We start from the raw sequence: 26,406 nt of genomic DNA, 5'->3' as shown, positions 1-26,406 counted from the left end.
CGGACCACCCCCAGGCACGAGGAGGAACTTCCATGCGCGCCGCGATCCTGCACGCCGTAGGCACCGACAGCAAGCTCGACCTCCGCGACGACGTCACCCTCGCCCCCGTCGGGCCGGCCGACGTCCGGGTACGGATCCGGGCCACCGGCGTCTGCCACTCGGACCTGTCGGCCATGTCCGGCGTGCTGCCGCAGCCGGTGCCGCTCATCCCCGGCCACGAGGGCGCGGGCGAGGTGGTCGAGGTGGGCGAGCACGTCAGCTCGGTCAAGCCGGGCGACCACGTGGTGATCAGCTGGCGTCCCGCGTGCGGCGAGTGCGACCTGTGCGTGGGCGGTCAGCCGTTCCTGTGCATGAAGTACCTGATCGAGTCCTTCAGCAAGGGCAACTTCCGCTTCGGCGGCGACAACGCGACGGCGTTCGGCATGGCCGGGTGCGGCACCTGGGCGGAGGAGGTGATCGTGCCCTGGCAGGGCGCGATCAAGATCGACGATGACGTGCCGTGGGAGGCGGCGGCGCTGATCGGCTGCGGCATCACGACCGGCGTCGGCGCGGCCATCAACACCGCGAAGGTGCGGCCCGGCTCCACGGTCGTGGTGATCGGCTGCGGCGGCGTCGGCCTGTCGGTCATCCAGGGCGCCAGGGTCAGCGGCGCGCGGACGATCCTGGCCGTGGACCCGCTGGTGTCCAAGCACGAGCTGGCCAGGAAGGTCGGCGCCACCCACACCACCACGCCCGAGCAGGCGGCCGAGGCGGTGAAGGAGCTCACCGGCGGCGCGGGCTTCGACTACGCCTTCGAGGTGGTCGGCAAGTCCGCGACCATCCAGAGCGCCTGGCAGCTCGCCCGCGCGGGCGGCGACGTGATCGTGGTGGGTGCGGGCGCGCTGGACGACATGGTGTCGATCTCCGCGTTCAACTTGCTCTTCGACGGCAAGAACCTGCTGTCCAGCCTGTACGGCGAGGCCGACGTGCGACATGACTTCCCGTACTTCGCCAAGCTCTACAAGGCCGGGCTGCTCGACCTCGAATCACTGATCAGCGCCCGGATCCGGCTCGGCGACCTCAACGACGCCGTCGAGGCGCTGCGCGGCGGCGAGGTGCTGCGCCAGATCGTGGTGATGGACTGACGCCCGGACGCGCTCCGCGCCGCAAGGAGACGCCGGCGTGGTCGGGGCCTCCCGCACAGGGGCCTCCCGCACAGGGGCCTCCCGCACAGGGGCCTCCCGCCCAAGAGGAGAGAAAGCGGACATCCGGACATACGCCTGCCGGCGCCCCCGCAGGGACGCCCGGTCCGGTCCCCCGCCGCTCAGGTGGTGGAGAAAGCGGCGTCGAAGGCCTGGCTCGGCGGCGTGATGGCGTTGAGCCTGCGGATGTAGCTCAGCGCCTCCTTGGCCCCGTCGAGCCGGTCCATGCCGGCGTCCTCCCACTCGATCGAGATCGGCCCGTCGTAGCCGATCGCGTTGAGGGCGCGGAAGCAGTCCTCCCACGGCACGTCGCCGCGGCCGGTGGAGACGAAGTCCCAGCCCCTGCGCATGTCGGCCCACGGCAGGTGCGACGACAGGCGGCCCTTGCGGCCGTCGCCGACGCGGACCCGCGTGTCCTTGCAGTCGACGTGGTAGATGCGGTCCTTGAAGTCGAGGATGAACCCGACCGGGTCGATGTCCTGCCACACCATGTGGGACGGGTCCCAGTTGAGGCCGAACGCCGGCCGGTGGCCGATGGCCTCAAGGGTGCGCACGGTGGTGTGGTAGTCGTAGGCGATCTCGCTCGGGTGCACCTCGTGGGCGAAGCGCACGCCGACCTCGTCGAAGACGTCGAGGATCGGGTTCCAGCGGTCGGCGAAGTCCTGGTAGCCGGCGTCCACCATCGAGGCGGGCACGGGCGGGAACATCGCGACCGTGTGCCAGATCGACGAGCCGGTGAAGCCCACCACGGTCTTCACGCCGAGCGCCGCGGCGGCGCGGGCGGTGTTCTTCATCTCCTCGGCCGCGGCCTGCCGCACCGACTCGGGGTCGCCGTTGCCCCAGATGCGGGCCGGCAGGATCGCCTTGTGCCGCTCGTCGATGGGGTGGTCGCAGACGGCCTGGCCGACCAGGTGGTTGGAGATCGTCCACACCTTCAGGCCGTGCTTTTCGAGCTGGGCGCGCTTCTGATCCACGTAGGAGGGGTCGGACACCGCCTGCTCGACGTCGAAGTGGTCACCCGAGCAGGCGATCTCCAGGCCGTCGTAGCCCCACTCGGCCGCGAGCCTGCACACCTCCTCGAACGGCAGGTCGGCCCACTGCCCGGTGAACAGCGTGATCGGTCTCATCAGTCCTCCACCTCCGTGTAGCGGCTGTTGTCGGCCGCGCTGCGCTCGACCGCCTCCAGCACCCGCTGCACCCGCAGGCCGTCGGCGAACGACGGCGACGGGTCGGTCCCGTTGGCGATCGCTTCCAAGAAGTCCTTGACCTCGTGAGTGAACGTGTGCTCGTAGCCGAGGCCGTGGCCCGGCGGCCACCAGGCGCCGACGTACGGGTGGTCGGGCTCGGTGACGAGGATCCGCTCGAACCCGCCGCCGCCCTCGCTGTACCACAGCTCGTTCATCGACTCGAAGTCGAACGCGAGGCTGCCGCGCGAGCCGTTGATCTCGATGCGCATGGCGTTCTTGCGCCCGTTGGCGAAGCGGGTGGCCTCGAAGGAGGCCAGCGCGCCGCCGGACATCCTGCCGATGAACAGCGCGGCGTCGTCGACCGTGACCTGACCGCGCTCCGCCGAGCCGGTGGCGCCCAGCCCCGCCGACTCGGTGGCCAGCGGGCGCTCCTTGATGAACGTCTCCGTCAGCGCGGAGACGCCCAGGAGGTTCTGGCCGGTGATGAACTGGGCGGCGTCCACGATGTGCGCGCCGATGTCGCCCAGCGCGCCCGAGCCCGCCTTGTCCTTCTGCAGCCGCCAGACCAGCGGGAACTCCGGATCGACGATCCAGTCCTGCAGGTAGACGGCGCGGACGTGGCGGATCTCGCCGACGCGTCCCTCCTCGACGTACCGGCGGGCGAGCGCGACCGCGGGCACCCGCCGGTAGTTGAAGGCCACCATGCTCTTGCCCGGTGCCTTGGCCGCCGCCTGCGTCATGGCCTCGGCCTCCGCGACGGTGTTGGCCAGTGGCTTCTCGCAGATGACGTGCTTGCCGGCCTCAAGCGCGGCGATGGCGATCTCGGCGTGCGAGTCGCCGGGCGTGCAGATGTCCACGATCTGCACGTCGTCGCGTCTGACCAGCTCTCTCCAGTCGGTCTCGACGTCGGCCCAGCCGAGCTGCGCAGCGGCCGCCTCGGTGCGTTCCTTCGACCGTCCCGCGAGCACCGCCATGCGCGGTGCGAGCGGCAGGTCGAAGAACGCTCCGACGCTGCGCCAGGCCTGGGAGTGGACGCGGCCCATGAAGGCGTAGCCGACCATGCCCACGCCGATGGTGGTCTTGTCTGACATGCAACCCCCGATCAGGTTCAGGATTCGAAGCCGAGCGCCAGGTAGTTCTCGACGTTGTCCTTGGTGATGGTCTCGGACGCGAGCGTTATGGACTGGGGCACCTGGTTTTCCACCAGATCACTCATGCCCTTCCCCTGTGCTATCAGACGCGCCAGTTTGATCGCCGAGGAGGCCATGGTCGGGCTGTAGGTGACCGTCGCCTTGAGCACGGACGTGCCCGACTGGATCTCCCGCATCGCGTTCAGCGAGCCGGCGCCGCCGACCATGATGAACTCGTCGCGGCCCGCCTCCTTGATCGCGGCCAGCACGCCGACGCCTTGGTCGTCGTCGTGGTTCCACATCGCGTCGATCTTCTTGTGCGCCTGCAGCAGGGAGGTGGCGACCTCGTTGCCGGTCTCCACGGTGAACTGCGCGTCCTGCTTGGCGGTGACGCTGAAGCCGTACGTCTTCAGCGCGTCCTCGAAGCCCTTGCTGCGCTCCTGGGTCAGCGGCAGGGTGGCGATGCCCTGGATCTCGACGATCACCGGGTTCGACACGCCCTTGTCCTTGAGCTGCTTGCCGATGAAGTGGCCGGCGGCCACGCCCATGCCGTAGTTGTCGCCGCCGATCCACGTCCGGTAGGCCAGCTTGTCGGGGAAGATGCGGTCGAGGTTGACGACCGGGATGCCCGCCTCGGTGGCCTGCAGCGCCACCTGGTTGAGCTGCTGGCCGTCGTTGGGCAGGATCACCAGCGCGTCCACCTTGGCCGCGATCAGCGACTCCACGGCGGAGATCTGCTGGTTGATGTCGTTGGTGGGCTCGACGGGCTTGAAGTCGATGTCGGAGTACTGCTTCGCGGTCGCCTCGGCGTTCTTGGCGATGGCGGCGATCCAGCCGTGGTCGGCGGCGGGGGCCGAAAAGCCGATCGTCACCTTCTCGCCCGGCTGGTCGTTGCCGCCGGTGGCCGCGGCGGACGGCGCGGGCGCCGCGCTGCTCGGCGCCGCCGCCGGTTCGTTGCTGGTGCAGCCCGCCGCCAACAGCACGGCTCCGCCGACGAGGAATCCCCTGCGCGCGACGTGGTCACTCATGGTGCTCTCTCCTTCAGGTTCCGCCGCTGGAGAAGGACGGCGACGACGATGATCAGGCCCTTGGCGATCAGCTGGTCGCTGGTGTTGAGCCCGTTGAGAATGAAGAGGTTCGTGATCAGGGTGAAGATCAGCAGGCCCAGGATCGAGCCCATGATCGTGCCCCTGCCCCCCGTGAGCAGCGTGCCGCCGATGATGACGGCCGCGATGGCGTCCAGCTCGTACAGGTCGCCGTGGGTGGACGAGCCCGTCGTCGTGCGCGCCATGATGAGAATCGCGGCGATGCCGCAGCACAGCCCCGACAGGGCGTACAGCAGCATCGTGTGCCGGCGTACGTCGATGCCGGCCAGGCGGGCGGCCTCAGGGTTGCCGCCCACCGCGTACGTGCGCCGCCCGAAGGTCGTGCGGTTGAGCACGATCCAGCCCAGCACCACGACCAGGGCGAAGATGTAGACCATCAGCGGGATGCCGAGCACGCGGGTGGTCGACAGCTCCACGATGGCGGTGTTCTCGGGCTGGATGAGCTGCGTCTTGCGGTCGGACATGCGCTGGGCCAGGCCGCGGGCGGCGACCAGCATGGCCAGGGTGGCGATGAACGGCACCAGCCGCCCGTAGGCGATGAGGATGCCGTTGACCAGCCCTGCCCAGGTGCCGACGAGGATGGCGCACATGGCCATCACCGCCGGCCCGTACGACTGTGTGGCGACCGTCGTCGCCCACACGCTGGCCAGCGCCATGACCGCGCCCACCGACAGGTCGATGCCGCCGCCGATGATGACGAACGTCGCCCCCACGGTGATGACGCCGATCGTGGCGGCCAGCGACAGGATGCTGACCAGGTTGGAGGCGGTCGCGAAGTTCTCGGGTCTGGTGATCAGGCCGACGATCACCAGCAGCGCCAGCGCGCCGATCAGGCCGAGGTGGCGCATCTCGGTCACCCCGCGGATCGACGGCCGCATCGGCAGCACCGCCTTCGCGGCGGGCTGGTCTGTTGCGGGCTCGCTCATCACGCCGCCCTCCCATTCATGATCATGTCCAGTACGCGATGCTCGTCCAGCTCGGCCGCCTCGCCCTCGTGGATGACCCGGCCCTCGCGCAGCACCAGCACCCGGTCGGCCAGGCCGAGCACCTCGGGCACCTCGCTGGAGACCAGCAGGACGCCGATGCCCTGCTCGGCCAGGTCGCGGATGACCGCGTACAGCTCGGCCCGCGCGCCCACGTCCACGCCCCTGGTCGGCTCGTCGAGCAGGAGCAGCTTGCGGCCGCCGAGCAGCCAGCGGGCCAGCACGGCCTTCTGCTGGTTGCCGCCCGACAGGGTCCTGATCGGGCGTTCGGGGTCGGGCGGGCGGATGTCGAGCATCTCCGCCAGGCGGCGGGCCTCGGCGCGCTCCCGCTTGCGGTCGAGCCAGCCGAATCTGGCGAAGCCCGGCAGCGTGCCCAGCGTGATGTTCGCGGTGACGCTCTGGTCGAGGAGCAGCGCCTGAGCCTTGCGCTCTTCGGGGGCGAGGCCCATGCCCCCGCGTACGGTGCCGACGACGCTGCGCCGCATCGGGCGGCCGTCGAGCAGGACGCGGCCGGTGGCGGGGCGGGCGCCGTACACGGCTTCGAGGATCTCCGAACGGCCGGAGCCGACGAGCCCGGCCAGCCCCACGATCTCCCCGGCCCGCACCGAGAACGACACCCCGGAGAAGACGCCGGGCGAGCTCAGGTTCTCCACCCGCAGCACCTCCTCACCCGGAGGGCGCTCGGCCCTGGGCGGGAAGACGTACTCGACGTTGCGGCCGGTCATGAGCGAGACGATCTCGGAGGTGGGCGTGTCGCGGGCGGACAGGCCGACCGCGACCGTGCGGCCGTCCTTCAGCACGGTCACCCGGTCGCCGATCTCGCGGATCTCCTCCAGGCGGTGGGAGATGTAGACCACGGAGACGCCCTGGGCGGTCAGCTCGCGGATGATGCGGAAGAGGTTCTCCACCTCGTCGTGGGCGAGCGCGGCCGACGGCTCGTCCATGATGATGAGGCGGGCGTCGTGGGAGAGCGCGCGGGCCATGGAGACCACCTGCTTGGCGGCCGGTGACAGCCGCCCGACCTCCGCCGACGGGCGGATCTCCGGGTGGCCGAGGCGTTCCAGCACGGCGGCGGCGGCGCGGCGGCCGGCCGCCCTGTTGACGAAGCCGAAGCGGGCGTGCTCGTGACCGAGGAAGATGTTCTCCGCCACGGTGAGCCCGTCGACCAGGTCGAGCTCCTGGTAGATGGTGGCGATGCCGAGCCTGATGGCGTCGATGGGGCTGCTCGGGCGGGCCTCGGTCCCGTTGAAGGTGATCGTGCCCTCGTCCGGCTGGTGCACCCCTGCGAGCACCTTGATCAGGGTGGATTTGCCGGCGCCGTTCTGGCCGAGCAGGCAGTGCACTTCGCCCGCCCGTACGTCCAGATCGACTCCGTCCAGCGCGCGCACGCCGGGGAACTGCTTGACGATGCCCTTCATGACCAGCATCGGAAGTCCCTTTCAGGCGTTGACGATGCGGTTGATGTTTTCCGGTGACAGGTAGTGCTCGATCGCGAGGATCCCGGCGCCCAGGGCGGCGGCGTTGATCCCCGTACGGCTCGGCGTGATGGACAGGTGATGGGTGGCCAGGGGCAGCGACCTGCGGTAGACGGTCTCCCTGATGCCGGCGACGAGGTGCTCGTGCACCCGCGACAGCGCGCCGCCGATGACGATGACCTCGGGGTTGAAGAAGTTGACCAGGCTGGCGAGCACCTCGCCGATCAGCCGGCCCGCCTCCCTGACCAGGCGCAGCGCCTGGGTGTTGCCCGACTGCACGAGCGCCACGACGTCGGCGCCCGACTCGGCGGGCAGGCCCAGCTCGCTCAGCCGGCGCGCGATGGCGGCGCCGCCGGCCACGGCCTCCAGGCAGGCGCTGTTGCCGCACCGGCAGCCGGCGTCGTCGTGGCCGCTGACCCGGATGTGACCGATGTCGCCCGCGGAGCCCTGGGCGCCCCGGTGCAGCTTGCCGTCGGCCATGATGCCGCAGCCGATGCCGGTGCCGACCTTGACGAACAGCAGGTGCTTGATGTCGGTGAAGGCGTTGCGGTGCTCGCCCAGCGCCATCACGTTGACGTCGTTGTCCACCAGGACGTCGACGCCTTCGAAGTACTCGGGGATGGGGTAATCGTTCCAGCCCGGCATGATCGGCGGGTTGTTGGGCCGTCCAGTGGCGAACTCGACCGGTCCGGGCACTCCGATCCCGATCGTGCGCAGCGCGCTGTGGGGGCGGCCCGCCTGGGCGAGCAGGTGGTCGATGCGCTGGTTCACGTGGGCCAGCACGCTCTCCGGGCCGTCGGCGATGAGCAGGGGGTCCTCGCACTCGGCCAGCACGTTGCCGGAGATGTCCATGAGCGCGACCCGGCAGTGGGTGGCGCCCAGGTCCACGCCCGCGAAGGCGTGGTCCTCGGTGTGCAGGCGGAGCTGGCGCGGCGGCCGGCCGCCGGTGGACTCGCCGCTCTCGGTCTCCTCGATGAGGCCGCGCTCGATGAGGGCGTCCACGCGCTGGGAGATCGTGGATCTGGCCAGGCCGGTGAGCCTCGCCAGGTCGGAACGGGTGGTCGCCGAGCCCGCGCTGATCAGCGTCAGCACGTCGCCGGCGGAACCCGGCTGGGGGGTCATGCCGCGACAATAAGATCGCTGATGCGGCAAATCAAGAGCCTGTATCGACCAAACTCGCCTTACTTCCGCCGAAGATCGAACAAAGACCTGTTTGTTCTCAAAAATCCACCGTTCTGACACAAAAGCCCCCCTCGCCGACGTGCGGCGACGGCGCGGCTCCGGGCCTACGCGCACTCGGGAAGCGGACCGACACGAAGGCCCCGTCGCCGGCGTGCGGCGACGGGGCCCCCGAGGAACGTACGGTGCTAGAGCATGGCCTTCATGGAGTCTCCGGCGGTCAGCACGTACGGCTGCTCGGCCATCACCGACTCCCAGTTGCTCGCGATCGCCTCGGGCGTGATGTCGTCGGTCTTCCAGCCCGGCCCCTCGGCCACGAACACCCGTGCCACCCGGCCGGCGCCGACGCTGAACACCTCGCCGCTCGTCTCGCACGACTCGTGCACGAGGTAGGCGACCAGCGCGCTGACCCGCTCGGGGGTGAACTTGGCCTCGAACTCGGCCGGCAGCAGCGCCTCGGTCATGCGGGTCCAGGCGATCGGCGCGATGGCGTTGGCCTTGATGCCGTTGCGCGCGCCCTCGATGGCGATCGTCTTGGTCAGGCCGACCAGGCCCATCTTGGCGGTGGAGTAGTTGGCCTGGCCGAAGTTGCCGAACAGGCCCGCCGGGCTGGAGGTGTTGACGACGCGGCCGTAGCCCGCGGCCTTCATCAGCGGGTACGCGGCCTGGCTGACCAGGTACGAGCCGCGTACGTGGACGGCCAGCACCGCGTCGAAGTCCTCGACGGTCATCTTGCCGAACGACTTGTCGCGCAGGATGCCCGCGTTGTTGACGACGATGTCCACCTTGCCGAAGGCGTCGACGGCGGTCTGCACGATGGCCCGCGCGCCCTCGGGGGTGGCGACGTTGTCGGTGCTCGCGACGGCCTGGCCGCCGTTCTTCGTGATGAGGTCGACGACCTCGGCGGCGGGCCCTTCCGAGGCGCCGGTGCCGTCGAGCGCGCCGCCGAGGTCGTTGACCACGACCTTGGCCCCGCGCTCCGCCAGCAGCAGCGCGTGCGACCTGCCGAGGCCGTGCCCGGCCCCCGTGATGATCGCGACCCTGTCGTCGAACCGAAGCATCGAACCTCCCAGGCAGGAGAACATCGTTCTAGTACGCCTACGATAACCGGCTCAGGGCGCGCGCCACAGATCCGGCTCGCCCCGCTCGCGATCGCCTTAAGGCGCGTGCCACAGGTCCGGCTCGCCCGGCTCGCGCACCACCCTGCCCTTGGCCTCAAGCCAGGCCAGGTGCGCCAGCGTCTCGTTGTTGGCCGAGCGCCGCATGAACGGCGGGATCGTCTCCCACGGCCGCGACCAGGTGAGCCTGGTGGCGACGTCCCAGCAGGCCGCCGCGCCGCCCTCGGCGAGCACCCGTTCGATCTCGGCGAGGCGCGCGTCGTGGTGCGCCATCACGGCGTCCACCCGCTCGGCCAGCTCCAGGAAGCGGTACTCGTGGGCGGGCAGCACCTCGTCCACCTCCAGCTTGCGCACAGCGGCCAGCGCGTCGAGGTAGTCGGCGAGCGGGTTCGGCCCCGACTGCGGGTGCACGGCCACGATCGGCGTGATCTTCGCGAGCACGTGGTCGCCGGAGAACAGCACCCGCCGCTCGGGCGAGACGAAGCACAGGTGGCCGGGCGAGTGACCGGGGGTCCAGACGGCGCGCAGGTCCCAGCCGGGCAGGCCCAGGTCGTCGCCGTCCTCGACCAGGCGGTCCGGCTTGGCCATGGTGACCACGTGCCTGATCATCATGGACGCGCCGGCCAGCTCGTCCAGCGTCAGCTCGGGCACGCCGCAGCGGCGCAGCAGCGCCCGCTCCCGCTGCACCAGGGCGTCGATCACGTCGTCGTCGTAGCGCTCGCGGATCAGGCGGGCGTCGGCGGGGTGCAGCGCGATCCAGGCGCCCGACACCTCGCGGACCCGCCCGGCCAGGCCGTAGTGGTCGGGGTGGATGTGGGTGACGAGCACCCCCTTGACGTCGGTGATCGCGTACCCGGCCACCCCCAGGCCGGCCACGAGCGCGTCGTACGCCTCGTCGGTGTTCCATCCGGCGTCGATGATCGCGACGCCGTCGGGGAGTTCGAGCGCGTAGACCAGCACGTACCGGAGGGGGTTGATGGGGATCGGCACCGGGATGGACCACAGGCCGGGGCGTACGCGCTCGATGCCGGGAACGCTCCCGCCGGCCCATGCCTCCCGCTGTGCCGCGTTCGCGGGGGTCACCACAAATTTCGCCACACGCCCGAATATAGTTCTGTCACAGAATCGTGTTCTACTAGGGGTCATGAAGCCGAGCCGCGAGATCTCCGATGATGGCCGCTTCGTCCGCCAGCCGAACCGTTTCACGGAACGGCTCGGCCCGCCCGAGCCCGGCCGTTACCGCCTCTACGCCTCCTACGCCTGCCCGTGGGCCCAGCGCGTACTGATCGTCCGCAAGCTCCTCGGCCTGGAGGAGCTGCTCGAGGTCGCCATCACCGACCCCATCCGCGACGAGAAGGGCTGGCGCGTCCCCGGCGGCGACCCCGAATACCTGTCGGAGCTCTACCACGCCACCGACCCCGGCTACACCGGCCGCTACACCGTCCCCTGCATCTGGGACATCAAGGAAAAGCGCATCGTCACCAACGACTTCCCCCAGATCACCCTCGATCTGGAGATGTCCTGGGGCACCTCGCCCAACCTCTATCCTGAGCGCCTGCGTCCCGACATCGACATCATGAACGACCGCCTCTACCACGGGCTCAACAACGCGGTCTACGAGGCGGGCTTCTCGCGGAGCCAGCAGGCGTACGAGGAGGCGGTGGCCCGCGTGTTCACCACCCTCGACTTCCTCGAGGTGCGCCTGGCGGAGTCGGAGTTCCTCTTCGACACGCTCACCGACAGCGACATCCGCCTCTACACCACGCTGGCCCGCTTCGACACCGTTTACTACTCGCACTTCAAGTGCTCGGTCCGGCGGCTGGTGGACTATCCGGCGCTGTGGGCGTACGCGCGCCGCCTCTACGCCATCCCGGCCTTCCGCGAGACCACCGACTTCGACCAGATCAAGCGCCACTACTACATGACGCAGACCAACATCAATCCGAGCCGGATCGTGCCCGTGGGGCCTGAGCTGGACTGGAGCCTCTAGCTCCGGCCACCGGCGGCCCGGGGCCGCCGGCACCGCGACCACGACCCGCCCACACCCTGCCCGGGGCCGTCAGCACCGCGACCACGCCTCACCCACGCCCTGCCTGGGCCGGCCTGGGCGGTCACGACCCGCCCACGCCCAGGCAGGCCGGCCGGGGCGGCCGGCGCGCAGGCCGCCCGGGACGCCCGCCCCTGAGGCCCTCCTCTCTGCCAGGAAGGCGGGCGGTAAGGCCGCCCCCTCTGGCGCGTGCCGCCGGCCTGCCGGGGCCTGCCTTTTTATGCGGTCAGAAGCCTGTCGCCGCCCTCCTCGGCCAGAACCTCGGCAGGCGTGGGCGCCTCCGGGTCCAGATCGATCAACCACTCCATGTAGAGCGACAACGAGATCCCGCGCCGCTTGGCGGCCAGGTCGAATCGCTTCTTGAGCACTTCCGGCACACGGGTCTGCAAAGGCACATTGCCCCCACCGGTCCCCTTAGGCCGCTGCACTCTCCCTGGTATTCCTGGCATGCCGAGGATCATCGCGCATCTACCAGGACCGATGCATTCAAGTGATCGGCGTGTCGCAAGAATTCTTTCCCGATCCGTGAACCAACGTGGAGCAACAAAGCCGCAAATCCGGAACGACCGGCACCATTCGGACGGGGTCGGGGGCCGCCTTGCCGGATCCCCCGGCGTGGGGGCATTCAGCCCGCCCGGACGACGACAGCCCGCCCGGACGACGACCGAGCAGGCCGCGGATCGGCATCAACCCGAGCCGGATCGCGCCCGCGGGGCCTGAGCCGGACTGGAGCCTTGAGCCACCGGCAGCCGTACGAAGAACAGGACCGAGGCCAGCAGCACCACGACCACGACCGTCCACGCCCACGCCAGGCCCGCCTGGGCGGCCAGCGCGCCGAGCGCCAGGTTCCCCACCGCGCTGCCGCCCTGTAACGCCAGCGAGCCGGTCGAGGTCACGGTGGTGCGCTCGGCCGCGGTCACCGCGTTGTGCGTCAGCTCCAGGCAGAGCACCGAGGTGATCGCGGCGCCGACGAACAGCACGACGTAGGCCACACCGGCGCTCGCCGTACCCGCGAGTCCGTCGAGCGACGACGTGGCGGCGAGCGCCGCGACGGCGAGCGCGCTCAGCAGCGTCCCTGCCATCGCTCCCCGCGCCGAGCCGCCCGCCAGCGCGGCCGTACGGGGCGCGAGCGCGCTGCCCGCCGCGCTGCCGGCGAACCCGAGCGCCGCGACCACCGCGTAGAACAGGCTGCCCCGCTCGGCCGTGCCCGCCAGCTCGGCCAGCCGGCCCGGCGTGAGCAGCTCGACGCTCACCAGCATGAGGCCGGAGACGGCGGCGGCGCCCATCATGCGGCGCAGCACCGGCGCTCCCGCCGCCAGCCGGACGCCGCCCACGACCGTGGCGGGCACCTCGCGCAGCACGCCGCCGAGCGACCTGCGCGCGCGGGCCGGCTCGGGCAGCGCGAACAGCACCACGACCAGCAGCGCCGCGGCGGCCACCACCCCCGCAAGCGGCGGCGCGGCCAGCGGGAACATCAGCGACGACGGCACCAGCAGCGGCAGGCAGCCGCCGCCCAGCACGCCCGTGCACAGGGCGACGGACTCCATCATCGCGCCCTTGGCCAGGCCGGGCTTGAGGTCGGCTTCCCGGCCCTCGACGGCGTGCAGCGTGTCGACGTACCAGGAGGTGGCCGGGCCGCTCGACAGCGCCCGCGCCACGCCCTTGAGCACGCCGCTGGCCAGGAACATCCAGAACGTCGTGGAGACGCTCATCAGCACGAGCGCCGCCACGGTGAACGCGGCCGATGCGGCCAGCACCACGCGCCGCCCCACGACGTCGGACAGCCCGCCGGTGGGCAGCTCCAGGCTCACGGTGACGACCGAGAACACCATCGTAGCCAGCCCGATCTCCGCCAGGCCGAGCCCGCGCTCGCTCATCAGCAGCACCATGACGGTCATCTGGAGCCCGGTGGGCAGCCAGGTCAGGAAGCTGACGAGCATGTAACGCCGCAGAGCCGAGCGCGCGGTCACGTCCGTTCCTCCCGCTTTTGCGGGAAGCCGCCCACGAACAGGTGGACGGGGCGGCTGTCCTGCGCGCCCGCGTACCGGGCGGTGAGCTCGCCGAGCAGCTCCTCGGCCCGCCTCATGAACTCGGCGAGCGCCTGCGGCGGCAGCTCGGCGAAGTGGTCGTCCACGCCCGCCGCCTCGACCCACTCCGGCAGCCAGTCGTCCTCGTCGAACCCCAGGATCCGCTCCGCCAGCACCTCGGCCTGCCGGGTCCTGATGACCTCGACCGCCTCGCGCCCGCCCGGCACGCCGACCATCTCACGGCTGTTCCACGAGGTGTAGCGGTGGCGGGCGCGCCAGCGGCGCTCGCGGCCGTCACGGCCGCCCGGGTCCTCCTCGATGAAGCCGTACTTGAACAGCTCGCGCAGGTGATAGCTGGTCGAGCCCGAGCTCTCCCCCGTCTTGCGGCCCAGTTCGCTGGCCGTGGCGGGCCCTTCGGTGCGCAGCAGGCCGAGCAGCCGGCCGCGCAGCGGGTGTGCGACCACCTTGAGCGCCTGCGGATCACTGATCTTGTAGCGGTCCTCCATGCCGCCGACGATAACCCGCAAAAGCAATTTTGCAAAGGTACTTTTGCGGTTTTGCGCGCTCCTAGACTGTGGGGATGCTCGACGACATCTGGGTTGACGACTCCGTCTTCGCACTCCGCCCCGACTTCGCGGTGCTCGCCATGACCGCACACGGCCTGCGCAACGGGCCCACGGACGACAGGTCGCGCGGCTGGCTGAAAGAGGCGGCCGAGGTGGAGGTCCAGACGGCCAAGATCGACGCCTGGAAGGACGCCTACCGCGCGTTCGGCGCCAAGCCGTCGCGCACCAGGCCCTCGGTCGACGCGCTCACCCGGCGCATGCCGCTGCCGGAGATCAACCTGGCGGTCGACGCGTACAACTCGGTGAGCGTCAAGCACGCGCTGCCCATCGGCGGCGAGGACCTCGACCGCTACTCAGGCCCCGCCCGGCTGGTGCGCGCCACCGGCGACGAGCCGTCGGAGGAGGCGCTCGGGCAGCCCGAGCCCGGTGAGGTCATCTGGCGCGACGACATCGGCGTCACCTGCCGCCGCTGGAACTGGCGCCAGGTCGTGCGCACCCGGCTCACCGAGGAGACCACCAACGCGATCTTCCTGCTCGAACGCCTCGAGCCGATGTCGCTGGAGGAGCTGGAGCAGGCAGGCGATGAGCTGGCCGCACTCCTCAGGGAGCTGTCGCCGGACGTCAGCATCGCGCGCAGAGTACTGACATCCGGGAAATAAACCTCCGCCCACGGTGTTGATACCAAAGAGTAATAAAGGCTGCACCACCCGGATTGACGAGGGGGGCGTGACGTCTTTGCACGGTCCTGAGACGATCGTTCGAGGCGGCACGCCCTCTTGGGCGCGCGCTACCGGTCTGGGCGAGTAGCCTTGGACAGGTTCTCTAACATCAACGCCGATCTGCGGAAGAGGGCGATTTCCGCCGTGTCGTCTGAGTCGTCGCGGACAAACCCGCTGGCAAGCTTTGGTCAGAACGAATGGCTTGTCGACGAGCTGTATCAGAAGTACCTCCAAGATCCTGAGTCTGTCGACAAGGCCTGGTGGAACTTCTTCGCTGACTACAACCCTGACTATGGACCGGGCCGATCCCCGGCCAGGGAGGCGGCGAACGGCAGTGTGACCGCGCCCGCGCCTCCCCAGGCGCCGAAGGCGCCACCGGCCGAAAAGCCGAAGCAGCCGGCCACCCCGGTGCCCCAGGGCGCCGAAGAGGTCAGGCTGCGCGGCGCGGCGGCACGCACGGCCGCCAACATGGACGCGTCGCTGTCGGTGCCGACCGCGACCAGCGTCCGCGCCATCCCGGCCAAGCTGCTCATCGACAACCGCATTGTGATCAACAATCACCTCAAGCGGGGTCGCGGAGGCAAGGTCTCCTTCACGCACCTGATCGGGTTCGCGATCGTCAAGGCGCTGAAGACCATGCCGGAGATGAACTACTCCTACGCGGAGATCGACGGCAAGCCCACCCTGGTCAAGCCCGAGCACGTCGGGTTCGGCCTGGCGATCGACGTCCAGAAGAGCAACGGCGAGCGCCAGCTCCTCGTGCCCTCCATCAAGGCCGCCGAGCAGATGGACTTCCGGCAGTTCTGGATGGCCTACGAGGAGATCGTGCGCAAGGCCCGGGCGGGCAAGCTCGGGGTCGACGACTTCACCGGCACCACCATCTCGCTGACCAACCCCGGCACCATCGGCACCGTCCACTCCGTCCCCCGCCTGATGCCCGGCCAGGGCACCATCATCGGCGTCGGCGCCATGGAATACCCGGCCGAATACCAGGGCGCATCGCCCGACACGCTGTCGCGCCTGGCCGTCTCCAAGGTCATGACGCTGACCAGCACCTACGACCACCGGATCATCCAGGGCGCCCAGTCGGGCGACTTCCTGCGCCAGATCCACCGGCTGCTGCTCGGCGAGGACGGCTTCTACGACGAGATCTTCGAGGCGCTGCGGATCCCGTACGAGCCGGTCCGCTGGGTCCAGGACATCTCGGCCTCCCACGACGACGACGTGGCCAAGTCCGCTCGCGTGCTGGAGCTGATCCACGCCTACCGCGTGCGCGGCCACCTGATGGCCGAGACCGACCCGCTGGAGTACAAGCAGCGCAAGCACCCCGACCTCGACATCCAGAGCCACGGCCTGACGCTGTGGGACCTGGAGCGCGAGTTCGCCACGGGCGGTTTCGGCGGCCGTCCGCTGATGAAGCTGCGCGACATCCTGGGCGTGCTGCGCGACTCCTACTGCCGTACGGTCGGCATCGAGTACATGCACATCCAGAACCCCGAGGAGCGGGCCTGGATCCAGGAGCGGGTGGAGAAGCCGCACAAGTCGCCCGCGCGTGACGAGCAGCTCAACATCCTGTCGCGGCTCAACACCGCCGAGGCGTTCGAGACCTTCCTGCAGACGAAGTTCGTCGGCCAGAAGCGCTTCTCGCTGGAGGGCGGCGAGTCCCTCATCCCGCTGCTCGACTCGGTGATCAGCAAGGCCGCCGACGAAGACCTCGACGAGGTCGTCATCGGCATGGCCCACCGCGGCCGCCTCAACGTGCTCGCCAACATCGTGGGCAAGTCCTACGCGCAGATCTTCGGCGAGTTCGAGGGCAACATCGACCCGCGCACCGCCCACGGCTCCGGCGACGTGAAGTACCACCTGGGCGCCACCGGCACGTTCACCGCGCCGAGCGGCAAGACCATCACCGCGTCCGTGGTCGCCAACCCCTCCCACCTGGAGGCGGTCGACCCGGTGCTCGAGGGCGTCGTCCGCGCCAAGCAGGACCTCCTCGAGCGCGGCGAGGAGGGCTTCACCGTCCTTCCCGTCCTCGTCCACGGCGACGCGGCCTTCGCCGGCCAGGGCGTCGTGGCCGAGACGCTCAACCTGTCGCAGCTGCGCGGCTACCGCACCGGCGGCACCGTCCACGTCGTGGTCAACAACCAGGTCGGCTTCACCACCTCGCCCGCCTCGTCCCGTTCGTCGGTCTACGCCACCGACGTCGCGCGGATGATCCAGGCGCCGATCTTCCACGTCAACGGCGACGACCCCGAGGCCGTGGTGCGCGTGGGCCGGCTGGCCTACGAATACCGGCAGGCGTTCCGCAAGGACGTCGTCATCGACCTCATCTGCTACCGCCGCCGCGGCCACAACGAGGGCGACAACCCCGCCTTCACCCAGCCGCTGATGTACGACCTCATCGACGCCAAGCGCTCGACCCGCAAGCTCTACACCGAGGCCCTGATCGGCCGCGGCGACATCACGGTCGAAGAGGCCGAGCAGGCGCTGCGCGACTACCAGGCCAAGCTGGAGCAGGCGTTCACCGAGGTCCGCGAGGCGGCGAAGAAGCCTCAGGAGGCGGCCGCCATGCGGGTGCCGCCGGCCGAGGTCGTCAAGTGGTCCCACGCCGACACCCACACCGCGATCACCGACGAGACGCTCAAGCGCATCGTCGACACCCAGCTCAACCTCCCCGAGGGCTTCACGCCGCACCCGCGTCTCGCGCCGGTGCTGCAGCGCCGCGGCCAGATGGTGGAGCAGGACGCGATCGACTGGGCGATGGGCGAGACGCTGGCCTTCGGCTCGCTGCTCATCGACGGCCACCCGGTGCGCCTGGTCGGCCAGGACTCCCGGCGCGGTACGTTCACCCAGCGCCACGCCGTCCTCGTCGACCGCATGACCGGGGCCGAGCACACCCCGCTCAAGGCGTTCAACGAGGGCACCACGAAGTTCTACGTCTACGACTCGCTGCTCAGCGAGTTCGCGGCGCTCGGCTTCGAGTACGGCTACAGCGTGGTCCGGCCCGACGCCCTGGTCTGCTGGGAGGCGCAGTTCGGCGACTTCGTCAACGGCGCCCAGACGATCATCGACGAGTTCATCGCCTCGGGCGAGCAGAAGTGGGGCCAGAAGTCCTCGGTCGTGCTGCTGCTGCCGCACGGCTACGAGGGTCAGGGTCCCGACCACTCCTCGGCCCGCATCGAGCGCTTCCTCCAGGTCTGCGCGCTCGACAACATGACCGTCGCCCAGCCCACCACGCCGGCCAACTACTTCCACCTGCTGCGCTGGCAGGTGCAGTCGGGCCGGCGTAAGCCGCTGGTGGTCTTCACGCCGAAGTGGCTGCTGCGCCACAAGGCGGCCACGTCCAAGGCGTCCGACTTCACCTCGGGCACCTTCCAGCCGGTCCTCGGTGACACCACCGTGGACCCGGCGAAGGTGACCAAGGTGGTGCTCAGCTCCGGCAAGATCTACTACGAGATGCTGGCGCAGCGCGAGAAGCTCGGGCGCGACGACGTGGCGCTGGTCCGGCTGGAGCGGCTCTACCCGTTCCCGGCGGAGGAGCTGGCCGCCGAGCTGGGCCGCTACGGCGCGCAGGCCGAGCTGGTCTGGGCTCAGGACGAGCCGGTCAACATGGGCCCGTGGCCGTACCTCACGCTCAAGCTGGCCGAGGACCCGCAGACGCTGGGCGGCCGGCCGATCCGGCGGGTGTCGCGTACGCCCAACAGCTCGCCGGCGACCGGTTCGCACAACCAGCACGACCGTGAGTCCGAGGAGATCCTGCGCCAGATCTTCGGCTGATCTCGTGCGAGCTCGCGTGATCACCCGCGTTTGATCATCGACTCGCGAACGCCGGCTCGTGATCACCGGCTCGTGATCACCGGCTCGTGATCACCGGCTCGTGATCGCCGGCTCGTGATCACCGGCTCGCGTGACCTCCGGTGAGCCCCCTGCCTTCGGTGGCCGGGGGCTCACTGCTGTCACGGCAGGCTAAAGTCAGGGCGGGGCGCTGGGGCGCGCCCCAGGAAGGTTCGAGGGAGGACGATGTACTTCACCGATCGGGGGATCGAAGAGCTGGTCGAGCGGCGCGGCGAGGAAGAGGTCAGCCTGCTGTGGCTGGGCGAGCGGCTGCGCGAGTTCGTCGACCTCAACCCCGAGTTCGAAACGCCGATCGAGCGGCTGGCCACGTGGCTGGCGCGGCTGGACGACGACGAGGACGAGTGACCGCACGCCCGGGGCCACGGCGGTAGTCTCGAAAACAGGACGCGATACATCTTGAGTTCGACTCGAACGCGACATATCGTGTTTTGCGTAGAGACGATGTCCGTGGAGAAGGGGTGGGAAGCATGCCGCAGTGGACGATCGACGCGCCGGACCGGCTCACGTTCGACCAGGTCGACGACCTCGATGTACGCATCGTCGCCGGCCGGCTCGACGTCCTGGCCAGCGACGGCTCGTCCACCCTGGAGGTCGCCGAGATCGACTCGGCCTCCCCGCTGCTCGTCACCTACGAAGAGGAGACCCGCACGCTCACCGTCGCCTACCGCGACCTCACCTGGGACGGCCTGCTCGGCTGGCTGCGCCGCGACAAACGCAGAACCGTGCTGTCCATCGCCGTCCCCAGGACCTGCCGGGTCAAGGCGGGCGTGGTGACGGCCCCGGCCGTGGTCGCCGGGTTCGAGCGGGTCACGAACGTCAAGAGCGTCTCCGGCGACATCGTGCTCGACGGCGTCAGCGGGGAGGTGCTGGCCAACACCGTCTCCGGCGCGGTCGAGAGCCGGGCCATGGAGGGCGATCTGTCGTTCATCAGCGTCTCAGGCGACCTCACCGTGGCCAAGGGCACGCCGCGGCGGCTGAAGGCCAGCACCGTCTCCGGCCGCATCACCGCCGACCTCATGCTCCGCCCCACCGGGCATGTGACGCTCAACAGCGTCTCCGGTGACATCCTGGTCAGGCTGCCCAAGAACGTGGAGGCGGACGTCAGCGTCAAGTCCACCTCCGGGCGGCTCGTCAGCACGTTCGAGGAACTGTCAACCAAGAGCGCTCCCGGCAGCAAGTCGATGTCGGGACGACTCGGCGGCGGCATGGCCTCCCTGTCGGCCATCACGGTCAACGGCGAGGTCGCGCTGCTCAAGGGAGAGAGGTAATGAGCCCTGTCTTCGGTCACGGCCGGCTCCGGCTGTACCTGCTGAAGCTGCTGAGCGAGAGCCCGCGCCATGGCTACGAGGTCATCCGGCTGCTCCAGGACCGCTTCCTCGGCGTCTACTCGCCCTCTCCCGGCACCATCTACCCGCGCCTGGCCCGGCTGGAGGAAGAGGGCCTGGTGACCCACGAGGTGGTCTCGGGCAAGAAGGTCTTCTCCATCACCGACAAGGGACGCGACGAGCTCAACGACCGGCTCGACGAACTCGCCGACCTCGAACAGGAGATCTCCGCCTCCGTCCGCGACATCGCCCGCGAGGTCAAGGAGGACGTCCGCGACACCGTCAAGTCGCTGCGCGAAGAGCTGACCCGGATGGCGCGGGACGTACGCACCGGGACCGCCGAGGACGCCCGGCGGCAGCGACAGCGGCAGAAGGAGGCGCTCAAGCGGCTGCGCGACGAGCAGAAGCGCCAGTGGATGGAGCACGCCTCGCACTGGCAGGACGAGAGCGAGCGGCTGCGCAGAGAGTGGCGCAGGATCTGGCAGGAGGCGTGGAGCACGCTCGGCGGCCCGCCGTCCGACGGCCCCGCCGACCGCGCCGCCCTGGACGCCGAGCTGGGCGAGCTCCTCGCCGACTTCGTCGGGCAGGCCCGCCGCGAGGCATCGCAGGCCCGGCTGACCCCGCGGAAGCTCGCCGACCTCCGCGCCGCCCTCGACGCCGCCTCCCGCAACGTAAGAGAAATCCTCGAACGTTGACCACCGGGCCCGCCCCGAAACCCACGCCCCCGACCACCGGGGCCCGCCCCGGGACCCGCGCCCCGACCACCGGGAGCCGCCCCGGGACCCGCGCCCCGACCACCGGGAGCCGCCCCGAGACCCGCGCCCCGACCACCGGGGCCTGCCGGGAGTCGCACGCCCTGAACCTCTGCGGCTCGCCGGGGCCGGGCACGCGAACAGGCCGCCCTCGGCCAGGCGCGCGCAGCGGTCACCGCTGACCAGCCATGCGCCGGTCACCCCTGACCAGCCATGCGCCGGTCACCCCTGACCAGCCATGCGCCGGTCACCCCTGACCAGCCGTGCGCCGGTCACCGCTGACCAGCCATGCGCCCCGGCCGTCCTGCGCCGCCCGCAGCCACACGCAGGCCAGGCGGCGCGGATCGACCGCCTTCCCGCACACGGTCCGACGGCCACTGGCGCGAATCGACCGCCTTCCTTTGACCGGTCCGACGGCCACAGGCGCGTTCCGCCCAGACGCCCACCGACCTACGCCCCGACCACCGCTGAGCACGATCCCGCCAGATCTCCTACGGCCCCGCGCACCAGCCGCCCTCCGGCCAAGTGCCCGAAGCCTCACCCCTCGCCCGGCGCAACACCCCGCCGCCCCGCTATGGGCGGTGCGCGACCAGACGCCCACCCCACAGCATGGAGCGCGAGACAGCATGGAGTGCGAGCCGGGCGCGCTCGAGCAGGCGTGCGAGCCGGGCCCCGGCGATCCCACGTCGTCAGCCCCAAGGTGGGGGCCGCCTACCGGCAGGCGGGAGTCAGGCGGCGTCGCGGCAGGAGCGGCGTTCGGCGCGGCGGGCGTGGTAGGCGAGGGCATGTAGCGGAGGCGGTACCGCCGGGGCGGCAGGTCGGGCGGCACCTCACGTTCGGGCACCCGCAGGCCCGCGCGAGTCATATCGCCGCGAGCTGCCGCGACTCCTCGTAGAAGCGCCGCTGCTGCTCCTCGGTGTACGGCGTGCCGAAGTACCGGTTGAGCGCGATGAAGCGCTCGAACAGCGCCAGATGCACCCACGCCCACGCCTCACCGTTGAGGGCGTGGTAGCGCCGCCCGCGCGCGTCCACGCCGCCGATCGGCGCGTGTAACCGCCGCGGCCGCCGCCCCTCTGCGGGCCCTTCGGCCCCGCCGTACACCCACTTCTGCACGGAGATCAGCGTGCGCTGCAGCCGCCCCCCCAGGGATCCTGCCGGTACGTGGAGTGCTCGGCGACCGCCGCCCCCACCGCCGGATGCATGGTCTGAAGCACCAGCGCGCTGCCGGCACGAGGAGGTTGCGGTACTCGCCGGCGGTGTCCCAGTGCATCGAGCCCGGGCCGAACGGCACAACGTCCATGCTGATCACTCCTGGGTGATGGGCCCATCCCCTCTGTATCGCCCAGAAGCCAGCAGAAGTAACTTGTCACTTATTCACCGGGTAAAGACGATCTTTCCGAAGATCTCGCCCGACGCCAGGGCTGCGAAGCCGTCGCGCGCCTCCGTCATCGGCATCACCCGGTCGACCACCGGCCGCACCCCGGTCTGCTCCAGGAACACCGCGAGCCGCCGCAGCTGCTCCAGCGTGCCCATCGTCGAGCCGACCACCGACAGCTGCAGGAAGAAGACCCGCTGCAGGTCGGCCGGCGGCACCGCGCCGCTGGTCGCCCCGGACACCACGATGCGCCCGCCCGGCTTGAGCGACTTGAGCGAGTGGCTCCAGGTGGCCTGGCCGACGGTCTCCATCACCGCGTCCACCCGCTCGGGCAGCCGCGCCCCCGGCTCGAACACCTGGTCGGCGCCCAGCTCCAGGGCCCGCTGCCGCTTGCTCTCCGAGCGGCTGGTGGCCCAGATGCGGTATCCGGCCGCCCGGCCGAGCGCGATCAGCGCCGTCGCCACGCCGCCGCCCGCGCCCTGCACGAGCACGGTCGAGCCGGGCTGCAGCCCGGCCTTGTCGAACAGCATCCGGTACGCGGTCAGCCACGCCGTCGGCAGGCAGGCGGCGTGCTCGAAGCTCAGCGCGGCGGGCTTGGGCACCAGGTTGCGGCGCGGCACCGCCACCCGGTCCGCGAACGTGCCGTCGTGCACCTCCGACAGCAGCGACCGCTTCGGGTCGAGCGTCTCGTCGGGGCCCGAGCCGATCACGGAGTGCACGATGACCTCGTTGCCGTCCTCGTCCACGCCGGCGGCGTCGCAGCCCAGCACGATCGGCAGGCGGTCCTGAGTGATGCCGACGCCCTTGAGCGTCCACAGGTCGTGGTGGTTGAGCGCGGCGGCGCGTACGGTGACCGTCGTCCACCCGTCCGGCACCTTCGGCTCGGGGTGCTCGCCCAGCGTCAGCCCGGTGAGCGGATTGTCGGGATCGATCTGTGTGGCGGTAACGGCGAACATGGCCGCACCCTACTTCAGCCCATCCCGTCACCCCAGCCCCGCACCGGCGCGGCCACCAGACCGCGCTCAAGTGAGCATGCGCACGCGCGACCGCGCGCCCGCCGCTCAGGTGGGCCGTCCCGCGACCAGCCGCCCGCGCTCAGCCGCCGGCCACGGACGCGCTCAGGTGAGCGTGACGCGGAGCTGGTCGAGCACCGTGCGCCGGAACTCGGGTGGCCCGGTGACCGCGACCAGGACGTCACCCCGGCACACCATCTCGCCGCGCCGCCCGGGCCCGTCGATCACGGCCGGCATCCGCGCCCTGTCGGCGCAGTCAGGCGTCGGAACGAGGGCCACCCGCTCCCCCAAGCCGCCGAACCAGAGCTGCGGCCCCACGGGACGGCCCTGCACGACCGTGCCCGGCGCTGCCAGCCGGACTCCCTTGCCGGCCGAGAGCACGAGGTAGCCGTCCTTGGTCACCCGTCCCTTCACCTGGCGGGCCATCGTCATCCGCTGCTCGAACGTCAGCCCCTGCCCGACGTCGTGCAGGGCGAGCCGCCACCGCCCGAACGCGAACAGCAGCACCTGCCCGCGCGCCCCGCTGCCCGCAGGACGCGGCCAGAGGGTGACGTTGGGCGTGAAGTTCCTGATCGGTTTGCCGCCCCGGGTGATCTCGATCTCACCGGCGTAAGGGGCCACGAACTGCCGGAAGCGGCCGTCCACCCACGCGCTCCAGAACGGCCGCGACCCCATCTCCGCGAGCCCCAGCTTAGCCGGGTAGCGCACCTCGGCGCGGGTGCCGTCGGGGAAGACGACCTCGAGCAGCTCGTCGCCGCCCTTGCGGGCGGGCCGCGCGGTGAGAATGTTGGGCGCGCTCTCGACCCTGGTGAGCGACCAGATGGGCGCGGGCGTCGGCCCTTCGGCGTCGGTCTCGGGCTCGGGCTCCCGGCTGGTGAGCACACTGACGGCGCAGATGGCCACGAGCGCCACCACCACCGTCCACTCGACCCATCGGCGGTGGCCACGCTCGTCTGACTCGATGACGTCGAACCGGTCCGCCACGACGTTCCTAGCCGAGTAGTGCTGGCGTGCGCCCTTGTGCTCAGTTCAGTTGAGCGGCGACCGCCAGCGCAACCCCTCGAACCGGGCGAAATCCCTGTCGCAGGTCACGAACTCACATCCGTGCTCGATGGCCAGCGCGGCGAGATAGGCGTCGGGAATGAGCTTTCTCCGGGCGTCGGTCTGCCTGAAGAGCCTGGTGAAGATCTCCCAGTGACGCTTCCCTGGAGTGACGACGATGGCATGAGGCTGATTTCGCACCTGGTCGGCGAAGGTGAGGATCTTCCGCATGTCCGGCGGATCCTGGTGAATGGCTCCGTTGCTGAGCACGCGGATGAACCCGTTGATCACAAAGTCGGAGACCGCGTAGGCGGATTCGCCGTTGACCTGTTCATCGATCAGCTTGTGGCAGACGACGTGGTGCGGCGCCTCCGTACGGAAGGCGTTGACGAGGATGTTGACGTCAGCGAGCTGCATCGGCCTCCGCCTTTCCGTATCCCTCGATGTCGTCTTGCTCCATCAGGTGGTAGATGAGCTCAGGGGTCAGGTCGATCTCCGGCTTGAGCCGCGCGTCGCTGGTGACGAGCTCCACGCGGGGCCGTTCGGCCGCCTCCGTGGCGCGGTTGAGCAGTTGCCGCAAGGCGTCCTCCATCACTGAGGTGAGACTCCGTCCGTTTCTGGCCGCGTACGCCTTCGCCTCGTTGAGGAGCGCCTCGTCGATGCGCACGGTTGTCCTCCGCATGACTCCAGCGTGAGCCCGTGACATAAAAATGTCAACCACGGATAGTAGTCACTCGAACACGGCTTCGCATCCGCTTTCCCTCACCACCTGGCCACATTGACCTTGCCGTCCGTGCTCACCCGCACCTCCTGGCCCACCAGCTCACGCTGCTCGGCCTCGGTCGCCAGCGCCTCGTCCTCGATCACCGCGTACGCCCGCCCGCCGGGCACCTCCACCACCGCGAACCCCTTCTCCACGACGCCGTCCCGCCCGTGCGCCACCGTGTACCCGGCCACCACCCCGGAGCCCGAGCAAGCAGAAACCACGGGTACCTCGCGCGCGACGTGCACGGGCGAAGGGTCGCCGAGCCGCCCGCCGGGCTCGCTGGACCACACCGCGCACGTGTGCTTGGTCAGGTGCATCCCGACGCCGGTCACCATCCCGTGCCCGGGCCTGGCGCGCAGCAGCCCGGCCATGGTGGCGGTCGCGTGCAGCACGTAGTCGCTGGCGGGCCCGCCCGCGTACGGCAGCCCGCCCGTGACGGTGAGCCCGCGCGGATCGCACGGGTCGAGCCCGAACGCGTCGCACGCCTGGCGCAGCGCGATGGCGAAGCAGCTGTAGACGTCGAGTGCGTCCATGTCGCCGAGCTCCAGCCCGGCACGCTCGAAGGCGGCACGTGCGGCGGCCCCGGCGGCGGTGGACGAGGCGAGGTCGGGCCGCGCGGCCACCTCCCAGGTGTCCTCGGCGTACGCCCACCCGCGCAGGTAGATCCGCTGCTCCTCAGGCACGCCCAGCCGGTCGGCGAGCCCGGCACCGGCCAGCACGACGGCCGCCGCCTGGTCGACTTCGAGCACGGCCACGGTGGAGCGCGTATACGGCCAGCCGACGAACCGCCGGTCGGCGGCGAGCTCGTCGGCGGTTCGCGCGGTCCTGCGCCAGGCGTAGGGGTTGGCGGCGGCCACCTCGGTCATCGGCGCCATGATCCGGGCCCGCTCGCTCATCTCCTCTTCGATGGTGAGGCCGAGCCGGGCCCTGCGGGCGGTCTCCATGATCGGGTACGTGTGCACGGGCATGAACAGCCCGTGCGCGAGCGCCGACGGGTGCGGCGGGCGCTCCCATCCGTACGGCGGCTTGGGGTCGGCGGGGTGGCTCCACGGCGCGTGTTCCCCCGCCTTCCGGTACGCCCGCCGCGTGGCCAGCGCCTCGGCCCCGGCGACGAGCGCGCTGTCGAACTCGCCCGCCGCGATCCCGGCCGCCGCCTCCCCGATGAGCCGCTGGGGCGCGGTGCCGCCGACGGCCGAGTAGGCGCGGTGGCGCGGGTGGGCCCCGAGACGCTCGGCGAGGCGGCCGACGGGCGAGTCGTACTGCCAGGAGTCGGTCCAGACGATCTGGATCGAGCCGAGCCGGTCGGGTGGCAGCCGCGCGTCCTCGGCGGCCTCGCGCGCGACCGACTCCCACAGATCGAGCGGTTCAGGGCCGGGTTGCTCGCGAATCGTGCGCTGCGCGATGCCGATGAGACAGGGGGTGCGTGAATCCATGAGCACAGCTAACCAGAACATCGCTCTGTTGATAAGCACCGCATATCGAGTGGCGCACGCTAATGCCCGTTACAGCTGTTGCCAGTGACATTAAACACAGCCTCGACCAGCAGAGATGCCCATCACGA

At 70.4% G+C, this 26,406-nt stretch carries 25 protein-coding genes; 7 read left to right on the top strand and 18 right to left on the bottom strand.

The features are described from left to right. Positions 1-32: 32 nt before the first annotated feature. Positions 33-1,124 (top strand): Zn-dependent alcohol dehydrogenase, encoded by a 1,092-nt coding sequence (locus WBK31_RS00405; RefSeq protein WP_406674157.1) that lies wholly within the window; start codon positions 33-35, stop codon positions 1,122-1,124. 179 nt (positions 1,125-1,303) lie between these two features. Here WBK31_RS00405 and WBK31_RS00400 read toward each other — a convergent pair whose 3' ends face one another. From WBK31_RS00400 to WBK31_RS00365, 8 genes are all read right to left on the bottom strand, one after another. Next, positions 1,304-2,311: a sugar phosphate isomerase/epimerase family protein gene (locus WBK31_RS00400; RefSeq protein WP_406675432.1), complete on the bottom strand. Its 1,008-nt coding sequence runs from the start codon at positions 2,309-2,311 to the stop codon at positions 1,304-1,306. Then, positions 2,308-3,459 carry a Gfo/Idh/MocA family protein gene (locus WBK31_RS00395; RefSeq protein ID WP_378785083.1) on the bottom strand — a complete coding sequence of 384 codons (1,152 nt, stop codon included), beginning with the start codon at positions 3,457-3,459 and terminating at the stop codon, positions 2,308-2,310. The genes WBK31_RS00400 and WBK31_RS00395 overlap by 4 nt, the downstream gene beginning before the upstream one ends. A 17-nt stretch (positions 3,460-3,476) precedes the next feature. After that, positions 3,477-4,526 (bottom strand): ABC transporter substrate-binding protein, encoded by a 1,050-nt coding sequence (locus WBK31_RS00390; RefSeq protein WP_364059315.1) that lies wholly within the window; start codon positions 4,524-4,526, stop codon positions 3,477-3,479. Beyond that, a complete protein-coding gene (locus WBK31_RS00385) occupies positions 4,523-5,530 on the bottom strand; it encodes an ABC transporter permease (protein ID WP_406674156.1) in 1,008 nt (335 codons plus the stop codon). The genes WBK31_RS00390 and WBK31_RS00385 overlap by 4 nt, the downstream gene beginning before the upstream one ends. Beyond that, a complete protein-coding gene (locus WBK31_RS00380; RefSeq protein ID WP_364059321.1) occupies positions 5,530-7,014 on the bottom strand; it encodes a sugar ABC transporter ATP-binding protein in 1,485 nt (494 codons plus the stop codon). Before WBK31_RS00380 ends, WBK31_RS00385 begins: the two co-directional genes overlap by 1 nt. A 12-nt stretch (positions 7,015-7,026) precedes the next feature. After that, the gene (locus WBK31_RS00375; protein WP_364059324.1) at positions 7,027-8,184 is read right to left on the bottom strand and encodes an ROK family transcriptional regulator; all 1,158 of its coding nucleotides are present in this window, start codon (positions 8,182-8,184) and stop codon (positions 7,027-7,029) included. A 245-nt stretch (positions 8,185-8,429) separates the two neighbouring features. Beyond that, positions 8,430-9,302 carry an SDR family oxidoreductase gene (locus WBK31_RS00370; RefSeq protein WP_364059327.1) on the bottom strand — a complete coding sequence of 291 codons (873 nt, stop codon included), beginning with the start codon at positions 9,300-9,302 and terminating at the stop codon, positions 8,430-8,432. Positions 9,303-9,398: 96 nt separating this feature from the next. Next, entirely contained in the window at positions 9,399-10,457 is a 1,059-nt protein-coding gene (locus WBK31_RS00365; RefSeq protein WP_406674155.1) for an MBL fold metallo-hydrolase, read from the bottom strand. Positions 10,458-10,503: 46 nt separating this feature from the next. Here WBK31_RS00365 and WBK31_RS00360 point away from each other — a divergent pair, with 46 nt between their 5' ends. Beyond that, positions 10,504-11,349 carry a glutathione S-transferase C-terminal domain-containing protein gene (locus tag WBK31_RS00360; protein ID WP_364059333.1) on the top strand — a complete coding sequence of 282 codons (846 nt, stop codon included), beginning with the start codon at positions 10,504-10,506 and terminating at the stop codon, positions 11,347-11,349. Positions 11,350-11,624: 275 nt separating this feature from the next. Here WBK31_RS00360 and WBK31_RS00355 read toward each other — a convergent pair whose 3' ends face one another. The 3 genes from WBK31_RS00355 to WBK31_RS00345 all read right to left on the bottom strand — a co-directional run bounded on the left by WBK31_RS00355 (position 11,625) and on the right by WBK31_RS00345 (position 13,939). Next, positions 11,625-11,783: a hypothetical protein gene (locus tag WBK31_RS00355; protein ID WP_364059336.1), complete on the bottom strand. Its 159-nt coding sequence runs from the start codon at positions 11,781-11,783 to the stop codon at positions 11,625-11,627. 309 nt (positions 11,784-12,092) lie between these two features. Beyond that, positions 12,093-13,376 (bottom strand): MFS transporter, encoded by a 1,284-nt coding sequence (locus WBK31_RS00350; RefSeq protein WP_406674154.1) that lies wholly within the window; start codon positions 13,374-13,376, stop codon positions 12,093-12,095. Next, positions 13,373-13,939, bottom strand: a complete 567-nt coding sequence (locus WBK31_RS00345; protein WP_406674153.1) for a winged helix-turn-helix domain-containing protein — start codon at positions 13,937-13,939, stop codon at positions 13,373-13,375. The genes WBK31_RS00350 and WBK31_RS00345 overlap by 4 nt, the downstream gene beginning before the upstream one ends. 74 nt (positions 13,940-14,013) lie before the next feature. On the opposite strand from WBK31_RS00345, the gene WBK31_RS00340 reads away from it, so the two are divergent. From WBK31_RS00340 to WBK31_RS00320, 5 genes are all read left to right on the top strand, one after another. Next, positions 14,014-14,658 (top strand): phenylalanine--tRNA ligase beta subunit-related protein, encoded by a 645-nt coding sequence (locus WBK31_RS00340; protein WP_364059345.1) that lies wholly within the window; start codon positions 14,014-14,016, stop codon positions 14,656-14,658. 204 nt (positions 14,659-14,862) lie between these two features. Then, positions 14,863-18,495, top strand: a complete 3,633-nt coding sequence (locus WBK31_RS00335; protein WP_364059348.1) for a multifunctional oxoglutarate decarboxylase/oxoglutarate dehydrogenase thiamine pyrophosphate-binding subunit/dihydrolipoyllysine-residue succinyltransferase subunit — start codon at positions 14,863-14,865, stop codon at positions 18,493-18,495. Positions 18,496-18,738: 243 nt separating this feature from the next. After that, positions 18,739-18,918: a DUF6104 family protein gene (locus WBK31_RS00330; protein ID WP_364059351.1), complete on the top strand. Its 180-nt coding sequence runs from the start codon at positions 18,739-18,741 to the stop codon at positions 18,916-18,918. A gap of 122 nt (positions 18,919-19,040) precedes the next feature. Continuing rightward, on the top strand, positions 19,041-19,841 hold the full coding sequence (locus WBK31_RS00325; RefSeq protein WP_364059354.1) for a DUF4097 family beta strand repeat-containing protein: 801 nt from the start codon (positions 19,041-19,043) through the stop codon (positions 19,839-19,841). After that, positions 19,841-20,593 carry a helix-turn-helix transcriptional regulator gene (locus WBK31_RS00320; RefSeq protein WP_378785090.1) on the top strand — a complete coding sequence of 251 codons (753 nt, stop codon included), beginning with the start codon at positions 19,841-19,843 and terminating at the stop codon, positions 20,591-20,593. The genes WBK31_RS00325 and WBK31_RS00320 overlap by 1 nt, the downstream gene beginning before the upstream one ends. Before the next feature lie 918 nt (positions 20,594-21,511). On the opposite strand, the gene WBK31_RS00315 is transcribed toward WBK31_RS00320, so the two are convergent. The 7 genes from WBK31_RS00315 to WBK31_RS00285 all read right to left on the bottom strand — a co-directional run bounded on the left by WBK31_RS00315 (position 21,512) and on the right by WBK31_RS00285 (position 26,278). Then, complete coding sequence (locus WBK31_RS00315; RefSeq protein WP_406674152.1) at positions 21,512-21,763, bottom strand: oxygenase MpaB family protein; 252 nt, start codon at positions 21,761-21,763, stop codon at positions 21,512-21,514. Positions 21,764-21,768: 5 nt separating this feature from the next. Further along, complete coding sequence (locus WBK31_RS00310; RefSeq protein WP_406675431.1) at positions 21,769-21,852, bottom strand: hypothetical protein; 84 nt, start codon at positions 21,850-21,852, stop codon at positions 21,769-21,771. 172 nt (positions 21,853-22,024) lie between these two features. Beyond that, positions 22,025-22,981: a zinc-binding dehydrogenase gene (locus WBK31_RS00305; protein WP_364059363.1), complete on the bottom strand. Its 957-nt coding sequence runs from the start codon at positions 22,979-22,981 to the stop codon at positions 22,025-22,027. A gap of 162 nt (positions 22,982-23,143) precedes the next feature. Next, on the bottom strand, positions 23,144-24,022 hold the full coding sequence (locus WBK31_RS00300) for a hypothetical protein (RefSeq protein ID WP_406674151.1): 879 nt from the start codon (positions 24,020-24,022) through the stop codon (positions 23,144-23,146). Positions 24,023-24,067: 45 nt separating this feature from the next. Continuing rightward, a complete protein-coding gene (locus tag WBK31_RS00295) occupies positions 24,068-24,496 on the bottom strand; it encodes a type II toxin-antitoxin system VapC family toxin (RefSeq protein WP_406674150.1) in 429 nt (142 codons plus the stop codon). After that, a complete protein-coding gene (locus tag WBK31_RS00290) occupies positions 24,483-24,746 on the bottom strand; it encodes a hypothetical protein (protein WP_364059372.1) in 264 nt (87 codons plus the stop codon). Before WBK31_RS00290 ends, WBK31_RS00295 begins: the two co-directional genes overlap by 14 nt. Before the next feature lie 95 nt (positions 24,747-24,841). Beyond that, complete coding sequence (locus tag WBK31_RS00285; protein ID WP_406674149.1) at positions 24,842-26,278, bottom strand: thiolase C-terminal domain-containing protein; 1,437 nt, start codon at positions 26,276-26,278, stop codon at positions 24,842-24,844. Between the last annotated feature and the right edge of the window lie 128 nt (positions 26,279-26,406).

Origin of the sequence: Nonomuraea sp. N2-4H, from assembly GCF_045291505.1 — a bacterium.
Taxonomy (GTDB): domain Bacteria; phylum Actinomycetota; class Actinomycetes; order Streptosporangiales; family Streptosporangiaceae; genus Nonomuraea; species Nonomuraea fastidiosa.
This window is presented reverse-complemented; position numbering and strand designations above follow the sequence as displayed.